The following is a 15896-nucleotide window of genomic DNA, read 5'->3' as shown; positions in this document are numbered from 1 at the left end:
GTCACTCGCTCCCGTTCCCGATCGGCACGCGCAGCCGTACGTCGGTGCCGCCGTGTGTCCTCTGTGGTGCCTGTGGTGTCTGGTGTGCGTGGGGTGCCGCGGTACGGGGGGCGGGCGTCCCGGGGGCCGGGGGGCCCACGGTGAGTTCGGCGCCGACGAGCAGCGCCCGCTCCCGCATCCCCCGGATGCCGGCCCCCTCCGCCGCCGTACCGACCCCCCGGCCGTCGTCGGCGAGGCAGAGCTCGACCCCGGTGGAGGTGCGCCGGAGCGCGAGGTCGACCCGGTGCGCTCCGGCGTGGCGGACGATGTTGGTGAGCCCTTCCTGCGCCACCCGGTAGACGACCAGTTCGACATCCTCGCCCAGCGGCGGCAGATCGCCGTCGAAGTGCCGGCGCACCGTCAGCCCGGTGTGGGTGGTGATCTCGGTGGTCAGCGCCTTGAGCGCGCTGATCAGCCCCAGCTCCTCCAGCACCCCGGGGCGGAGCCGGCGGGCGATCCGGCGGATCTCGTCGAGGCTGCCGCGCGTCGTCTCCTGGACATGGAGGAGATCGGCGCGGAGCGGCGCGGGGGCCCGGTCGGCGACCCGCTTCAGCTCCAGCAGGACGGCGGTGAGGGTCTGGCCGATCTCGTCGTGGAGCTCCTGGGCGATCCGGCGGCGTTCGGCCTCCTGGGCGGAGAGCGCGAGCCCGCTGCTGGCCGCGCGCTCGGCCTCAAGACGGTCGAGCATCGTGTTGAACGTCATGATCAGCTCGGCGATCTCGCCGTGCCCGGAGACGGTGGGCCGGCGGCCGGGGCGGAGCAGATCGGTGGTGGTCATCGCCCGGGTGAGCCGTTGCAGCGGGGAGAGTCCCACCCGGAGCAGCGCGGCGTTGGCGACGAGCATCGCCCCCAGCCCCAGCGCCATGATCAGGGCCTCCGTGAGCAGGACGGGGGCCGAGACGGTGACCGGGCCGAGCAGCAGCAGGGCGGTGGCCGCGAACATGACCGCGGCGTTGAGCAGGAAGATCCGCCAGAACAGGGACACGGGGTGGGGCCTCCTCACGAGTGACGCCCCCCACTATCGCCGGTACGGGGGCACCGCCCCGACCACCGGGCCCGTCACCCCCCTGCGTCTACATGTCACCCACCCCCGGATGTGGGTGCCGCTGCGGATGGCGCCGGGGCGGCACGGCGGGCGAAGGTGGCCTGAGGGCGGAGCGGCACGGTGGCGGGGAGGCGGAGTATGGCGACGGACGAGGACCGGCTCCTCGGGGACCTGGCGGAGCGGCTCCGCCACGACGACCCCCGCTTCTTCCACGCGCTGGAGGCGGGCACCCCGTACCCCCCGCGCGAGTACCGGCACGGCACCGCGTGGCTGACGCTCGCCGTGGCGCTCGGCGGGCTCGCCCTGGGCATTGTCATCGGCCATGGGCTCCTCATCGCGGGCGGACTGGTGCTGGCGGGGATCGCCGGGCATCTCTTCGACCCCGACCGGGCCAGGGCGCGGACCGGACGGGGCACCCCGCCGCCCTCCTGGTAGCGGCGTACGGGGGGCGGGGACAGGCCCTTGTACGGACGCTGACGAAGAACCGCCGGAATGCTCCGGCGGTTCTTTTCGTTGCATACGTGATAATGCTGACAAATTATTTTACGTTAAAATAGCGTTCAGGTGACCAACACTCTCTTGAGCTTTGGTGTGCCCCTTAACTGAGATGCAAGGGCGGTCGGTCGAACGCGCCGGCACGGAGGGAGCGGTTCCATGGAGCGCGCCCGCCTTCGGATCCCCTTACCGGTGCTTCCTCGCGACGCATGATGCAGAATCTCCCAGTCCGGAGACGGACGGCCGACCCGGCCGCACCCCGTCGCCGTACCGGAGTTCAGCATGCCCGCACACCCTCACGCCACGCCCGCATGGAGCCGTTCCTATGGAGCACACCGCCCACGTCAGCAAGACCACCCTGCCCGGGGTCGGTACCCGCTATGACCTCAACACGGAGGCGGGGAAGCACCTTTCGGTCGTCGCGCACCAGGACGGACGCCGCATCCTCGCCTTCCACGACCCCGAGGACGACGACAGCTGCCGGGACGCCGCGACCCTCGCGCCGCACGAGGCGAGCGCGCTCCGCAAGCTGCTGACCCCGGACCCGGTCGCCCATCTGCACCAGCACATCGAGATCGACCTGCTCACCGAGCACATCCCGGTCACCAAGCGTTCCCCCTACGTCGGCAGGACGCTCGGCGACACCCAGGTGCGCAGCCGTACCGGCGCCTCCATCGTCGCCGTCCTGCGCCGCACCGACGCCTTCCCCTCGCCCACCCCGGACTTCCGCTTCGCCCTGGGGGACACGCTCGTCGTGGTCGGCACCCGGGAAGGCGTGGACGCCGTCGCCGAACTGATCACCGGAGGATAAAGCGCCCGTGCACGACACCACCGAACTGCTCATCGAACTCGGGGCCATCATCCTGGGCCTCGGGATACTCGGCCGGCTCGCCGGTCGGGTGGGATTCTCCGCCATCCCTCTCTACCTGCTGGCCGGACTCGCCTTCGGGCACGGCGGACTCCTCCCGCTCAACGCGAGCGAGGAGTTCGTCGCCACCGGCGCCGAGATCGGCGTGATCCTGCTGCTCCTCCTGCTGGGACTGGAGTACAGCGCGTCCGAACTCGTCTCCAACCTCAAGACGCAGTACCCCTCGGGGCTCGTCGACTTCGTCCTCAACGCCGTACCGGGCGCCGCCGCCGCGCTCATCCTCGGCTGGGGACCGGTCGCCGCCGTGGCGCTGGCCGGGGTCACCTGGATCTCCTCCTCCGGAGTGATCGCCAAGGTCCTCGGCGACCTCGGCCGGCTCGGCAACCGGGAGACCCCCGTCATCCTCGGCGTCCTCGTCATAGAGGACCTCGCCATGGCCGTCTACCTGCCGCTCCTCACGGCGCTGCTCGCCGGACTCAGCCTCGCGGGCGGGAGCCTGACCCTGCTGATCTCGCTCGGCACCGTCGGCGCCGTCCTCTATCTGGCGCTCCGGCACGGCCGGCTGATCAGCCGCGCGGTCTCCTCCGACAACCCCGAGATGCTGCTGCTCGTCGTCCTCGGCCTCACCGTGCTCGTCGCCGGGGTCGCCCAGGAACTCCAGGTCTCCGCCGCCGTCGGCGCCTTCCTCGTCGGCATCGCCCTCTCCGGCGAGGTCGCCGAGGGCGCCCACAACCTGCTCGCCCCGCTCCGCGACCTCTTCGCCGCCGTCTTCTTCGTCTTCTTCGGCCTCAACACCGACCCGGCCGCCATCCCGCCGGTCCTGGTGCCCGCCCTCATCCTGGCGACCGTCACCGCCCTGACGAAGATCGCCACCGGCTGGTACGCGGCGCGCCGCGCCGGGGTCAGGACCGCGGGCCGCTGGCGCACCGGCGGCACCCTGGTGGCACGCGGCGAGTTCTCCATCGTCATCGCCGGGCTCGCCGTCGGGGTCGAGCCCCGGATCGGGCCGCTGGCCACCGCGTACGTCCTCATCCTGGTGATCCTCGGCCCGCTGGCCGCGCGCTGGACGGAGCCGCTCGCCCGCCGCCTCACCCGGAACGCCCCCGCCCCCGTCCCGCTGGTGAAGACCGAGCCGGTCCCGGCCGACGGCCCCGTGCTGAGCGAGGAACACGCCCGGGCCGAGGCCGCCGTCACCGCCGAGGAGCCGGTACGGGCCGAGCCGCCCGTCTCCGGGGCCGGCGACCCCGCCTCCAGCCACGGCTGACCGGGGGCCCTGAAGGGCTCGGCTCCGGAACGACGAACGGGGCACAGGACGCGCGCCCTGCGCCCTGTGCCCCTCTCCTGTTCCGGCGGCCCGCTCCGGGCGTCCCCGGGCGGCCGGACCAAGAACAGGTCATGCGGAAGTAAAATCTACAGGAGTGTAGAAGCGAATGGGGAGCGAGAACCGGCCCGCTCCCGCCGGGTGCCACGGGGGCCCGGCCCGGTTCCCCGGCCCCCGCTCCCCGGGCGCACGGCGGGCGGGGCGGCGCGGCGGCTCCGTACCATGGTCCGGTTGGGCCCGCGGACACCTCCGCGCGGCCGGAGGGAGACCACGGTGACGGTGCACGGCACTCCCGGCGAACGCCCCCGCCGGCGCGGCCAGGGCGAGCTGGAGGCCCAGGTGCTCGCCGCGCTGCGGCAGGCCCCCGGGCCCGTCACGGCCGCCTGGGTGCAGGAACGGCTGGGCGGCCCGCTCGCCTATACGACGGTCATGACCATCCTCACCCGCCTCCAGGCCAAGCGGGCGGTGACCAGGGAACGCGCCGGCCGCTCCTTCCAGTGGCGGGCGGCCTCGGACGAGGCCGGGCTCGCCGCGCTCCGGATGCGCCGGGTCCTCGACCGGGAGGCGGACCGCGAGGCCGTCCTCGCCCGCTTCGTCACCGCCCTCTCGCCCGACGACGAACGGCTCCTGCGCGACCTGCTGACGCTCCCCGAGGGCGGGGCGGAGGGCTGAGGGGGCATGGGGGTGTTCGTCTTTCTGCCGCTCGTACTGCCGCTGACCGCGCTGCCCGTCGCCCGCCTCGCCGCCCACCATCTGCACCCCCGCCGCGCCACCCGGCTGCTCTCCGCGCTCGCGGTCGTCCTCGCCGTCTGCAGCACCCTCTGCCTCGGGCTGCTGGTGGTCGTCGGCACCGCCCAACTGCCCGGCAACCCGCTCCCCGACGCCTGGTCGGACGCCGAGGTACGGCAGGCCGTCCCGTACGACGGGATCGCGGGCAAGGCGGCGATGGGCGCCCTGCTCGCGGTCGCGGCGGGGTGTGCGGGCGCCGTCCACCGCGACCGGCGGGTGCGCCGGGGAGCGCGGCAGGCGCTCACCGGGGTCCCCGACGGCGAGCTCGCCGTCCTGGCCGACCCGGCCCCGTACGCCTACGCCCTGCCCGGGAGCGGCCGTGCGTCCCGTGCCACCGCCCCCTCGGGAGGCGGCCGGATCGTGGTCTCCACCGGCATGCTCACCTCCCTGACCGGCCAGGAGCGCGCCGCCCTGATCGCCCACGAACGCGCCCATCTGGCGGGCCGTCACCACCGGTTCCTGCTGGCCGTACGGCTCGCCGCGCGCGCCAACCCGCTGCTGCGGCCCCTTCGTACGGCCGTCGCCTACACCAGCGAACGGTGGGCGGACGAGGAGGCGGCCCGGGCGACCGGCGACCGCGCGGTGGTGGCCCGGGCCATCGGCAGGGCCGCGCTCGTCTCCCGCGCCGCCCCGGCGCCCACCCTGGCCGGATTCGCCGCCCCGGAACCGGGCCCCGTGCCGCGCCGGGTGGCGGCGCTGCTCGCCCCCGCCCCGCCGCTCCCGCGCTGGCCGCCGATACGGACCGCGGTGGGCCTGGCCGTCTGGGCGGCCGCCGCCGGAACGGCCGGCTCCGCCCTCTCCTCGGCCAACGCCACGGTCACGCTGCTCCTCGTCCTGCACACGGCCACGCCGTTCTGAGCCGGCGGCCCCTGGCACGCCACCGGCTCGCGTCGGCCCCGGGCTCAGTCGGCCGCGTACCGTACGGGCTCGGACTCCCCCGACCGGCGCCGCTGGCCCGGTGGCCCCGCAGCCTCCTGGCGCTGCTGCGGCCCCGGCAGGTCCGGTCGCGGCCGGTCGAAGAGGACCGCGCGCGCCACCCGGGGGGTGAAGAGCACCCCGGGGGGCGCGTTCAGATGCGTCACCGAGCGGAACGCGTCCCCGATCACCGGATCGCCCGGCGCGCGCGCCAGCACCCGCTCCAGGTACCAGGCGGCGGGGCGCTGGGCGGGGTGGACCCGTACGGCGCTGCCCCGCACCCCCTCGATGCCCCGGTCCGCGCCGGAGGCGATGTCCCACGCCTGCCGGGAGGTCCGCAGCAGCGCGAGCTGGACCCGCCGGGTGGTCGGGGTGCGGCGCGGGTCCGCCAGCGCCCGGTCCAGGGCGAGCGCGTCGAGCGCGGCGACCGACATGCCCTGCCCGTACACCGGGTTGAAGAAGCAGAGCGCGTCCCCGGTGGCGAGGAAACCGGCGGGCTGCGGCCCTGCCGTGTCGTACCGCCGCCGTACGTTCCCCGCCGAGCGGAACGTGTGCACCGGGGTCTCCGGCTCCGCCGCCGTCAGCCACGTGTGCAGCGAGGGGTGCGGGAGCCGGGCGGCGAAGCCGAGGAACGCGGCCTCGTCCGAGGGCGGCTCCGTGCCGCGCAGCCCGCTGAGCGTGACCAGATACCGGCCGCCCTCGGCGGGCAGGATGCCCCCGCCCTCCGCGTGCTGCCGCCCGCTGACGAAGAAGTAGCCGAGACAGTCCGGGCCCGGCGGGGGCTCGGGGGCGCGGTAGTACCGGCTCGCGTACGCCAGCCCCGTGTCCAGCGTGTCGGTCCCGGGCGGCCGTACCCCCAGCTCCGTCAGCCACTCCGGGGAGCGGGTGGCGCGCCCCGAGGCGTCGACCACCAGATCGGCGGTGAGCGTCCGGACATCCTGACGGCCCCCGGCCCCGCGCTCGCGCAGCCGGACACCCCGGACCCGGCCGGGATCCCCGGCCAGCCCGACCACCTCGGTGCCCGGCACCACCGTGATCCTCGGATCGGCGAGCACCCGGCGCCGTACCAGCCACTCCAGCAGCGGGCGGGAACCGGTGAGCAGATACGCCGAGGAGGGCGTACGCCGGAAGAACCGCCCGGCCTGCCACTGCAACAGCTCCCCGGGCATGCCGATCCGGGGCGCGCCGTGGTCCCGCAGCTCGGCGAGGAACCCGGGCAACAGCTCCTCCAGCGCCCGCTGTCCGCTCTCCAGCAGCACATGGACATGGCGGCCCTGGGGGACGCCGGCTCGGGGCTCGGGGCCCTCGGGGTAACGGTCCCGCTCGATCACGGTCACCCGGTCGGCGTGGTTGGTGAGCACCCGGGCCGCCAGCAGCCCCGCGATACTCCCGCCCACGACGACGGCGTGGCGCGCGCCTCTGCCGCCGCCTCCGCCGCCGCTGGTGACCGTGTCTCCGGCCGTGCCCGACAACTCCGCCATAGGTGGCCTCCCGTGGGGTTGGTGATGGCCCGGGTCGGCACCCACTATGCGGGGTTCCGCGCCCCGGCCGGCGGGGAAACCGCACAGAACCGGCCCTTCCGGCCCGGTCGGGCGCGGCGCCCCGGCCGGCGGGGAAACCGCACAGAACCGGCCCTTCCGGCCCCGTCGGGCGCTCTCCCGGCGGGCCGCCTTCCCCGGCGGTCACTCCTTGCGGTACTGGTACGCCTCCGCAGCCGCTGCCACCACGGCGTCCAGATCGCCGCCCGCCGAGGCCGTCACATACGCGGCCACCGCGCCCTCCACGAACGGCGCGTCCACCAGCCGCGCCCGCTCCGGGAGTTCGTCGCCCTCGGCCAGCATCGCCTTCACCGTCAGCACGGCACTGCCGAGATCGACCAGAAGGGCGACCCCGCAGCCCTGGTCGACCTCAGCCGCCGCGCGGGATATCAGCTCGGAGCTGGTGCCGAGACCGCCGTCCTCGGTGCCGCCGGCCGCGGCGACGGGGGCCTCGCCGCCGCCCGCGAGCCCCCGGGCGAGCGCCGCGACGGCGGTGGCGACCGCCGCGCTGTGCGAGACGAGCACGATCCCGACCCGCGCCCCGCCGCCCACCGGTCCGCCGCTCACCGGTCCGCCTCCGCCGTGCCGTCCGCCTCGGCCGTGTCGGCGAGGGCGGCGAGCAGCAGCGCCGAGGAGGTGGCGCCCGGGTCCTGGTGGCCGATGCTCCGTTCGCCCAGATAACTCGCCCTGCCCTTGCGCGCCTGGAGGGGTACGGTCGCCACCGCGCCCCGCTCGGCGGCGTCGGCGGCGGCCCGGAACGCCGGCGTACCGTCCCCCGCCGCCCCGGCCCCGGCCGCCAGTGCCGCCACCGCAGGTTCCAGCGCGTCGATCATCGTCTTGTCACCGGGCGCGGCGCCGCCGAGCTGGGCCACCGCCGCCACCCCGGCGCGCAGCGCCTCGGCGAAGGCCGCCGGGGTGACCTCGGGGCTGTCGCCGAGCGCCTTGCCCGTACGGCGCAGCAGCGTCCCGTACAGCGGTCCCGACGCACCGCCCACCGTGGAGATCAGCCGCCGCCCCGCCAGCGCCAGTACGGCGCCGGGCGACCCCGGTTCCTCCGCCGCCAGCGCCTCGGCGACGGCGCGGAAGCCGCGCTGGAGATTGCTGCCGTGGTCGGCGTCCCCGATGGCCGAGTCCAGCTCGGTGAGGCGCGCCGCGGCCTCCTCCACGGCGCCCGCCGCCACCACCCCCAGCCAGCGGCGGAAGAAGGCGGCGTCCAGCGTGCGTGCCGCGCTTTCGTCAGTCACGTGCTCTCCTCACCCCGTGGAACGCCCCGGTGTTCCGGTCCCCGCGCTCCGCTGCCCATGTCCTGCTGTTGTCGTAAGCGGCCGACGCGTCGCGCGCTCAGCGGCCCCACCGCAGAGCGGGGGTCTCGACCGGGGCGTCCCAGAGCCGCAGCAGCTCCTCGTCGACCTGGCAGAGGGTGACCGAGCACCCCGCCATGTCCAACGAGGTCACATAGTTGCCGACGAGGGTACGGGCCACCGCCACCCCGCGCTCGCCCAGCACCCGCTGGACCTCCGCGTTGAACCCGTACAGTTCCAGCAGCGGTGTGCCGCCCATACCGTTCACCAGGGCGATCACCGGGCCCGAGGGGCGCAGGTCGTCCAGGACGGCGTGGACGGCGAAGTCCGCGATCTCCCGCGAGGTCATCATGGCGCGCCGCTCGCGGCCGGGCTCCCCGTGGATGCCGATGCCCAGCTCCAGTTCGCCCTCGGGGAGGTCGAAGGTCGGGGAGCCCTTGGCGGGTGTGGTGACCGCGCTCAGCGCGACCCCGAAGCTCCGGGACGCCTCGTTCACCCGCCGCCCGACCGCCTCGACCCGCTCCAGCGGCTGCCCCTCCTCGGCGGCGGCGCCGGCGATCTTCTCCACGAAGAGCGTCGCCCCGGTGCCGCGCCGGCCGGCCGTGTAGAGGCTGTCGGTCACCGCGACATCGTCATTGACCAGGACCTTCCCGATCTGGATGCCCTCGTCCTCGGCCAGCTCGGCGGCCATGTCGAAGTTGAGGACGTCACCGGTGTAGTTCTTGACGACGAACAGCACCCCGGCCCCGCTGTCCACCGCCGCGGCGGCCCGGACCATCTGGTCGGGCACCGGGGACGTGAACACCTCGCCGGGGCAGGCGGCGGCCAGCATCCCGGGCCCGACGAACCCGCCGTGCAGGGGTTCGTGCCCGGAGCCGCCCCCGGAGACGAGCCCTACTTTCCCGGCCACCGGAGCGTCGCCCCGGATCACCACCCGCCGCTCGACATCGACGGTCAGCCGTGGATGCGCGGCGGCCATCCCGCGCAGGGCGTCCGCGACCACGGTCTCCGGCACATTGATGAGCATCTTCAACGGTATCTCCTAAGTAGGCTAGCAGATGGGCCCCTGACCAGTGTTTTTGCAGGTCAAAATGCGTGTGGGTGCTTTGTGATCTTGGCGGTCTTCGGCGCTTCGAAGCGGGGTGCGGCGGTACTGATGCTGACCTCATGCTGACTTTTCTGATACATCGTCAGCTCCCTGCGAGGGGGTCCGGTGCGGCAGGCTGCCGTCCGATTCCAGTATCGATCGAACCCGGCCCGGCGGCACGGTCTACGGCGAGATCGCCTGCGCGACGCGCATCTCGGCGCATCTGCTTCCGGGCCCGCGAGGGGGTGTCGCCTGGGTGGCCATGAGCGGCTTCAGCCAAATTGGGTGGCTCGGGAGGTCGTGTGCATTGGCCCAGTCCATGAGGAGGCGGGTGAACGGTCGATGAGCGCGACACTGCCCGCTGGTGACCCTCGGGGCCTGGCCAGGGAGCTGCCGTTGGCGCCTACGGGTGTGGGGTGTCGACGGGCTCCCGAACGCTGATGAGGGGTACGGCTGGGACGATACGCTGGCGGAGTCATTACTCCCAGACATGGAAGGTTGCTTACTGTGACCGTCGTTCCGGCCTCGTCGACTTCGGATTTCTACTGCCATCAGGCCATCCCGGGGCTTGTGCCGATCAAGGTAGTGGTCGAGACCGAGGACGTGCTCGCGTTCGAGCACACCAACCCCTCGCATCCGGTGCACGTCGTGGTGGTGCCGAAGAAACACACGTCGTCGCTGATCGACCTCGGGGCGGGGGGCGAAGAGCTGCTCGCGAAGGTGATGGCGGTCGTGGGGGAGGTGGCCGCGCAGGTGAAGGAGGAGCATGGCGCGGCTTCTGTCACCACGAATGTCGGGCTGTACCAGGAGTCGCAGCACCTGCACTTCCACGTCTGTCACCGTGGTGAGTCCGATGAACAGATCCTCGCGATGTACGGGCACCACGACGGTTGAGACCTCATCGGGCGCGGCGAGTGCGCCTCGACCTGGTGGCGGCGATGGTTTCGCGCACGATCAGGTCGGCAGCCCGGTGGATGTCCTGCGGATCGAGTTGTTCCCCCGTGGTCCGGCCGGGGCCGACGGTCAGTTCCGTACATGCCTCGGCCAGAGAGGCTCCGCCCCGCAGCTCTTCGTCGTCGGGGATCACGATGCACCGTCCGGGGTGCCGGCGGGCGTAGGCGTCGGCGTTGTCGAGCTGGTCGCCACGGCTCACGTTTGCCGGGAGCGGGATGAGTACGGCGGGTTTGCCGAGGGCTTCGAGTTCGGTGAGCGTCGTTGCACCGGCGCGGCCGATCACCAGGTCGGCGAGCCAGAGCGCATCGGCCATGTCGTCGTGCAGGTACTCCAGTTGCCAGTACCCCGGTACGTCGTGGAGTGAAGGTTCGAGGTTGCCTTTCCCCCGTACGTGTAAGACCGCGAAGCGCGCGCACAGGGCGTCGAGCTGGTTCTGCACGGCGTCGTTGATGCGCTGGGACCCGCTGCTGCCGCAGAAGATCAGGAGGACCGGCAGCTCCGCCGGAACGCCGAGCCGTTTGCGCAGCTTCTCCGGTTCACCGGTGGCGAGGTCGTGGCGCAGGGGCAGGCCGGTGACGGTGGATTTGCGAGCGAGTCGACGCGGTGTGCCGGCCGGGGACTCGACGGTCAGGCAGATCCGGGTCGCCATGCGGGCCACGATCTTGTTGGCGAGGCCGAGGGAATGGTCGGACTCGTGGACGACGATCGGGACGCGGCAGAGCCAGGCGGCGATGCCGACAGGTACGGAGACGTACGAGCCCTTCGAGAACAGGGCGTCGGGCCGCTCGCTTCGCATGGCCCGTACCGCGGCGATGATGCCGCGCAGTACGGTGAAGGGCATGAGCAGGTTACTCCATGATCCGTAGCGCTTCAGGCCCGCGGAGGGGACAGGGCGGAACGGGATTCCTGCTTTCTCGGCGTATTCGTGCTCGATGCTGTCGGGGCGTCCGAAGAAGACGACTTCCGTCGCGCCCTTTTCGGGGAATCGGGCAGCTACGGCAAGGGCGGGGACGACGTGTCCGGCGCTGCCACCCCCGGTAATTCCGATTTTCATCCGCATCGCACCTGGTCCGCATGGTTGTATTCTTGGTCGGGTCGGCTGGATTCGAACCAGCTCCTCGGCAACACTTATGCCGTGCTCCTGCCCTTGAGCTACGACCCGTTGACGCTTCCGAGACTAGGGATGATCGAGGGTCGGGGTCAACGCTGCGATCGGCTTTGGTGGTGAGTTCCGGTCACTTCTCTTCGCGCTTTCAGAGTCGGCTGTTTCTTGTTTTTCGGCATGCTGATTCTGGCTTCGGGTGATAACTGTTGAGCGGTTATTTGAGGCGGGTTCAGCGCTTGCCCCAGGTGCTTGGAAGCTGGCTGATTGATGTTCGGTGAGTCCGGGAGGTCCATCGGTTGACGAGTTCCACCTCGTCATTGTTCTGCTGGGGCGAGAGGACCAGGGCCTGGGGGAGGCCGAGGAGGTTGGCATAGCGGAACTTCTCGCCGGCGGGTTCGGGGCGGTCGTCGATGAACAGGGCTGCCCCGCGGTCTCGTAGGTGCCGTACGGCGCGGTCGGTGCGTTCGCGCATGGCGGGCAGGTCGGGGCGCAGGACGATGAGGTGGAGGTCGGCGGGCCCGGTTCCGGGCTTCCAGCGGAGGCCGTCCTTGTCGCGTTGGAGGTCGGCGAGGGTCTGGAGGCAGCGGGTGATGCCGATGCCGGAGCAGGCCATGTACGGGGTGCGCGCGGCGCCGTGTTCGTCGGTGAAGGACAGGTTCATCGGGGCGGCGTACTGGGTGCCCAGCTCGAAGACGTGGGCGACCTCGATGGCTCGGGCCTCGCGATAGTGCCCTTCCTCGCAGTGGCCGCAGCCCATGCCCTGGGCGGCGCGGTGGAGGTCGTCGGCGACGGGTGCGAGGGCTTCCAAGCCAGTTGTTCCCGACCAGGCCACGTTGCGGCGCAGGCCGGCGGTGCCGTCGGAGATGGCGAAGGCATCCAGGTGCGCGACGGAGGTGTCGAAGAGGAGGGTGGCCGTTCCGGCGCAGTCCCAGGGGGTGAGGGTGCCGGCCTTCGTACCGAACAGCCCGGGCAGGCGGGTCGGATCCAGGAGGTCGACGCGGGTGGCACCGGTGATGGCGGCGACTTTGCGGGGGCTGACCTGGAGGTCGGAGCGGATCGCCACCGCAGCCGGGGTGGTGGATCCGTCGGGAGAGGTGAGCGCGAAGGCGATGACGTTGACGACCGGGTCGTTCTGCGGGATCGGACGGGCGCGCAGGACGGAGCCGTCGCCGCGGTGGCCGCAGTGGTCGCAGACCAGGAGGGTGCTCTGCCCGATGTCGCCGAGGACCAGGTGCTCGGTGGTCGGTCCGGCCGAGATGCTGCCCCCGTCGGCAGCAGCCTGGAAGACGCCGGTCAGGCCCATGGCCAGGAGGGCGGCGCGGCACGCGTCGTTGAGGAAACCGACCGAGGCGCGCATCCCCTTGGGTGTGGTGTCGAAGGTGTAGGCGTCCGCCATGGTGAACTCGCGCCCCCGCATCAGCCCGCCGCGCGGCGCGATCTCGTCGCGGTACTTGGAGGTGCTGAGGAAGAGCCGGACCGGGAGATCGCGGTACGAGCGCAGGTGCTCGCGTACGGTGGCCGCCGCGATCTCCTCGGAGGTCGGGGCCAGACACATCTGCTCGCCGCTCCTGCTCGTGGCCGTCAGCAGCGCGCCCTCGGCCTGGTAGGTGGCCCAGCGGCCCGACTGCTCCCACAGCGTGCGGCTTTGAAGAGTGGGGAAGGCGACGGTGTTCGCGCCACGTTCTTCGAACGTTGTACGGGCGATCCGGGAGAGCCGGTCGTGGACGCGCAGCCCGAGTGGCAGCAGGGTGAACACGCCGGTGGCATCGGTCTTGCCGACGTAACCGAGGGATTCGAGCAGGTCCATGGTCGCGGCGGTCGCGTCGGCAGCGCGTCGGCGTACGGGGGGCCACAGGCGGCTGGCGTACAGCGGGGCGTCAGACACGGGCCGCACCGATCACGGACTTCGACAGGTCGCGCAGGCTCGTGGCGGTCGTGACGATGTCATGGCGGCGGGCATTGGCCGCTGCGGCGCGGCTCAGGGTGTGGCGGAGACCGGGGTCCTCGGCGAGCTGGTCGACGGCTGCGGCCAGGGCGACGGCGTTGCCCGGCGGGAAGGCCAGGGCGCCGGTGCCGAGGGTCTCGCGCAGGCCGGGCACGTTGCTGTGGATGACGGGGAGCCCGTGGGCCTGCGCCTCGACCGCGACCAGGCCGAACGCCTCCAACTGCCTGGTGGTGAAGAGGAACGCGTCGAAGTCGGCGAAGCGCTGCCACAGTTCCCTGCGAGGCATGAACGGTTCGAACCGGACCGGATGGGAGAGGCGGAGGCCGGCGCTCCGGGCCGTGAGAGCGGGTAGTTCACCACCGCTGCCGATGACGGTGAGGCGATGCCCCTCGGTGGTGAGGGACATCGCCTCGATCACGGTGATCGTGGACTTGTTCGCGTCGAGACGCCCGGCGTGCAGCAGCCGCAGCTCGCGCCCGTCGGTAGGTCGGACGCTGGGGTGGTCCGGCAGGGGGATGCCCCAGGGAATGGTGACCACCCGGTCGGTGAACTGCCCCTGAGTGAGGGCGTTCACCTGGTCGGCCATCGCGTTGTTCGGCACGGCGACGGCCGTACTGGCCTTTACGACCTCGATCAGCGCGTGGCGGGCCTGGTCGCTCTCGGCGGCGGCGATCACGTCAGTGCCGTGCGCGACGGAGATCAGCGGGATGCTGCCCGAGGCGCGGGCGAAGGCGAGCGCGAGCCCGAAGCCCAGATGCTGGGCGTGGATGATGTCGGGACGGCGGTCGCGCAGGAGCCGTTCGACCTCCCCGGTCAGCTCGTCGGCGTACCGGGCGAAGTGCGGGCCGTACGGGTGCTTCACCGCGCCGAGCGTGATGGTCTCCTCGAAGCGGTGCTGCCACCTGCCGGAGCCGGGCAGGGCGAGGAACGTGGTGTGGAAATCGGGGGCGAGCCGTTGGTAGACGTCGCTGCACCAGATGGTGGAGCCGCAGGAAGGTTCCAAGGGCAGGTCGATGCCGGTCATGATCCGCGGTCGGCTCATCGGGGTTCTCCCATCAACGCGGTGGGGCGGTAGGCGTGCAGGCCGGTGCGGAGCATGGCCGCCACTCCGGCCCAGCCGATCGCGCAGGCCGCGTCGACGACCGACAGGCCCGGCGCGAAGCCCTGCTTCGGCCACGCCTGCGCGTAGCGTGGGTGGCGGCCGTTGAACTCGTTCCAGAGGACGCTGATCCCGCGCTCGGCGAGCGCCGCGGTATCGAGGTACCGCCGCGTGCCCGAACCCGCCCACAACTCCGGCTCACCGGCGGCGGCGCAGATGTGGGCCAGGCGTCCGGTCTTGTCGGTGGATTCCGCCGGCGGAATCCGTGAGGTGAGGAACAGGGAGGCCCGAGAGCCGAGTGCGAGTGCGATCTGTGTCACGAGGTCGGTGTTCAGATCGGCCAGCCAGTTATGGCCGGCCGACAGAGGCGGCACGATGACCTGGAGCGCTTCGTCGGCGTATGGGCCGCGCCCGTAGGCCAGGCGTAGCGTTTTGACCATGCTCGATGCGTCGAAGCCCTCGGCGATTCTTGTCTCGCGGATGAGCTGCCCGGGGGAGTGGGTGACCGGGACGGTGAGCCATGCGGGGCCGTTGGCGGTTTTGATGCGGTTACGGTTCTGCCATCCGCCTTGGGTGAAGGCGACGTTGTCGTACAGCGCGACGCTCGTACAGGCGATCAGCGCTTCGCAGAAGCCCAGCCACGGCAGGAACGGCGGCTGCTCGATGTAGATCACGGGCTACTCCTGTCCCGGCTCGTGCAGCAGAGTGATCAAGGGCGTTTCGAACGCCTCAAAGGCGTGGCCCGTGGCGGCCTCGGAGGGGCGCAGCCGCCAGCCCGCGGATCCCGCGCGGTGGCGCGTGTAGCTCTCGCTCAGGTACCAACGGCCTTCTTGCGTTTCGTGTCGGGCCAGTGCCCGGACCTTGGCGCTGAGGAGGGGCGTGATGTCTACGAGCACGGTAGGGGCGAAGCCGCTGCGAGGGGCGTGTGGTTCGCCGTACAGAACGGTGCGGCAGAACGGCACGCGGGAGACGGCGTTGGCGGTCGCCGCGGCGAGGGCGAGGTGGTCCTGATGGTCGTTGTCCGCGTGCGGGCTGTGGGTGATCAGGGTCGTGCAGCCCAGGCGTACGAGTTCACCCTCGACCGCCGAGATCAGGCTTCGGTCGGCACGTAGTGCTCCGTCGGGCAGACCGAGGCACGTCACCTGGACGCCCGTGCCGTCCCAGGCCGCTCGCACCTCGCGTACGCGCGCCTCCTCGGTGAGTCGGATACCGTCTGCGGCGTCGGCCAGCGAGACACCGTTGGCGCCGTGGGTCGCCATCAGCACGGTGACACGGGCGCCGAGCCGGCGGTAGCGCCGCAGCGTGCCGTAGGCCAGCAGTTCGGCGTCGTCGGGGTGCGCCACCACCGCCACCACTCGTTCCGTGGCCCTCGGGTCCTTCGTCGGGGGCACCGGG

General features: G+C 72.3%; 16 protein-coding genes and 1 tRNA gene. 6 read left to right on the top strand and 11 right to left on the bottom strand.

The features are described from left to right. Position 1: 1 nt before the first annotated feature. The gene (locus AB0O07_RS08585) at positions 2–1024 is read right to left on the bottom strand and encodes a sensor histidine kinase (RefSeq protein WP_365629072.1); all 1023 of its coding nucleotides are present in this window, start codon (positions 1022–1024) and stop codon (positions 2–4) included. Between the two features lie 198 nt (positions 1025–1222). Here AB0O07_RS08585 and AB0O07_RS08580 point away from each other — a divergent pair, with 198 nt between their 5' ends. From AB0O07_RS08580 to AB0O07_RS08560, 5 genes are all read left to right on the top strand, one after another. After that, positions 1223–1519 (top strand): DUF3040 domain-containing protein, encoded by a 297-nt coding sequence (locus AB0O07_RS08580; protein WP_365629069.1) that lies wholly within the window; start codon positions 1223–1225, stop codon positions 1517–1519. A 385-nt stretch (positions 1520–1904) separates the two neighbouring features. Then, entirely contained in the window at positions 1905–2390 is a 486-nt protein-coding gene (locus AB0O07_RS08575; RefSeq protein WP_365629066.1) for a TrkA C-terminal domain-containing protein, read from the top strand. 7 nt (positions 2391–2397) lie between these two features. Beyond that, the gene (locus tag AB0O07_RS08570; RefSeq protein ID WP_365629063.1) at positions 2398–3711 is read left to right on the top strand and encodes a cation:proton antiporter; all 1314 of its coding nucleotides are present in this window, start codon (positions 2398–2400) and stop codon (positions 3709–3711) included. A 330-nt stretch (positions 3712–4041) separates the two neighbouring features. Beyond that, positions 4042–4440: a BlaI/MecI/CopY family transcriptional regulator gene (locus tag AB0O07_RS08565; protein WP_365629060.1), complete on the top strand. Its 399-nt coding sequence runs from the start codon at positions 4042–4044 to the stop codon at positions 4438–4440. Between the two features lie 6 nt (positions 4441–4446). Next, positions 4447–5415: a M56 family metallopeptidase gene (locus tag AB0O07_RS08560; protein WP_365629057.1), complete on the top strand. Its 969-nt coding sequence runs from the start codon at positions 4447–4449 to the stop codon at positions 5413–5415. A 44-nt stretch (positions 5416–5459) separates the two neighbouring features. Here AB0O07_RS08560 and AB0O07_RS08555 read toward each other — a convergent pair whose 3' ends face one another. The 4 genes from AB0O07_RS08555 to dhaK all read right to left on the bottom strand — a co-directional run bounded on the left by AB0O07_RS08555 (position 5460) and on the right by dhaK (position 9344). Beyond that, positions 5460–6953 (bottom strand): FAD-dependent monooxygenase, encoded by a 1494-nt coding sequence (locus AB0O07_RS08555; protein ID WP_365629054.1) that lies wholly within the window; start codon positions 6951–6953, stop codon positions 5460–5462. Between the two features lie 201 nt (positions 6954–7154). Next, on the bottom strand, positions 7155–7562 hold the full coding sequence (locus AB0O07_RS08550; protein ID WP_365630276.1) for a PTS fructose transporter subunit IIA: 408 nt from the start codon (positions 7560–7562) through the stop codon (positions 7155–7157). 11 nt (positions 7563–7573) lie between these two features. Continuing rightward, the gene (dhaL, locus tag AB0O07_RS08545; RefSeq protein WP_365629051.1) at positions 7574–8254 is read right to left on the bottom strand and encodes a dihydroxyacetone kinase subunit DhaL; all 681 of its coding nucleotides are present in this window, start codon (positions 8252–8254) and stop codon (positions 7574–7576) included. A gap of 97 nt (positions 8255–8351) precedes the next feature. Beyond that, on the bottom strand, positions 8352–9344 hold the full coding sequence (gene dhaK / locus AB0O07_RS08540; protein WP_365629048.1) for a dihydroxyacetone kinase subunit DhaK: 993 nt from the start codon (positions 9342–9344) through the stop codon (positions 8352–8354). A 561-nt stretch (positions 9345–9905) separates the two neighbouring features. On the opposite strand from dhaK, the gene AB0O07_RS08535 reads away from it, so the two are divergent. Then, positions 9906–10292, top strand: coding sequence for an HIT domain-containing protein (locus AB0O07_RS08535; RefSeq protein ID WP_365629045.1), 387 nt, complete (start codon positions 9906–9908; stop codon positions 10290–10292). Between the two features lie 4 nt (positions 10293–10296). Here the strand turns inward: AB0O07_RS08535 and AB0O07_RS08530 are convergent, their stop codons facing one another. The 6 genes from AB0O07_RS08530 to AB0O07_RS08505 form a co-directional block, all read right to left on the bottom strand. After that, positions 10297–11406, bottom strand: a complete 1110-nt coding sequence (locus AB0O07_RS08530) for a UDP-N-acetylglucosamine--N-acetylmuramyl-(pentapeptide) pyrophosphoryl-undecaprenol N-acetylglucosamine transferase (RefSeq protein ID WP_365629042.1) — start codon at positions 11404–11406, stop codon at positions 10297–10299. Between the two features lie 33 nt (positions 11407–11439). Next, positions 11440–11514: transfer RNA gene (locus AB0O07_RS08525), tRNA-Thr, on the bottom strand. Between the two features lie 172 nt (positions 11515–11686). Then, positions 11687–13342, bottom strand: a complete 1656-nt coding sequence (locus AB0O07_RS08520; protein ID WP_365629039.1) for an aminoacyl--tRNA ligase-related protein — start codon at positions 13340–13342, stop codon at positions 11687–11689. Continuing rightward, complete coding sequence (locus AB0O07_RS08515) at positions 13335–14444, bottom strand: glycosyltransferase family 4 protein (protein ID WP_365629036.1); 1110 nt, start codon at positions 14442–14444, stop codon at positions 13335–13337. Before AB0O07_RS08515 ends, AB0O07_RS08520 begins: the two co-directional genes overlap by 8 nt. Further along, a complete protein-coding gene (locus AB0O07_RS08510; protein ID WP_365629033.1) occupies positions 14441–15175 on the bottom strand; it encodes a WbqC family protein in 735 nt (244 codons plus the stop codon). The genes AB0O07_RS08515 and AB0O07_RS08510 overlap by 4 nt, the downstream gene beginning before the upstream one ends. 3 nt (positions 15176–15178) lie before the next feature. After that, positions 15179–15892, bottom strand: a complete 714-nt coding sequence (locus tag AB0O07_RS08505) for a PIG-L deacetylase family protein (RefSeq protein ID WP_365629030.1) — start codon at positions 15890–15892, stop codon at positions 15179–15181. Positions 15893–15896: the final 4 nt, after the last annotated feature.

This window comes from Streptomyces sp. NPDC093085 (genome assembly GCF_040683935.1).
Lineage (GTDB): Bacteria > Actinomycetota > Actinomycetes > Streptomycetales > Streptomycetaceae > Streptomyces.
This window is presented reverse-complemented; position numbering and strand designations above follow the sequence as displayed.

Coding starts and splice junctions, on each gene's coding strand:
- AB0O07_RS08580 (WP_365629069.1), top strand. CDS start 1,223: ATGGCGACGGACGAGGACCGGCTCCTCGGGGACCTGGCGGAGCGGCTC.
- AB0O07_RS08575 (WP_365629066.1), top strand. CDS start 1,905: ATGGAGCACACCGCCCACGTCAGCAAGACCACCCTGCCCGGGGTCGGT.
- AB0O07_RS08560 (WP_365629057.1), top strand. CDS start 4,447: ATGGGGGTGTTCGTCTTTCTGCCGCTCGTACTGCCGCTGACCGCGCTG.
- AB0O07_RS08555 (WP_365629054.1), bottom strand. CDS start 6,953: ATGGCGGAGTTGTCGGGCACGGCCGGAGACACGGTCACCAGCGGCGGC.
- AB0O07_RS08530 (WP_365629042.1), bottom strand. CDS start 11,406: ATGAAAATCGGAATTACCGGGGGTGGCAGCGCCGGACACGTCGTCCCC.
- AB0O07_RS08515 (WP_365629036.1), bottom strand. CDS start 14,444: ATGAGCCGACCGCGGATCATGACCGGCATCGACCTGCCCTTGGAACCT.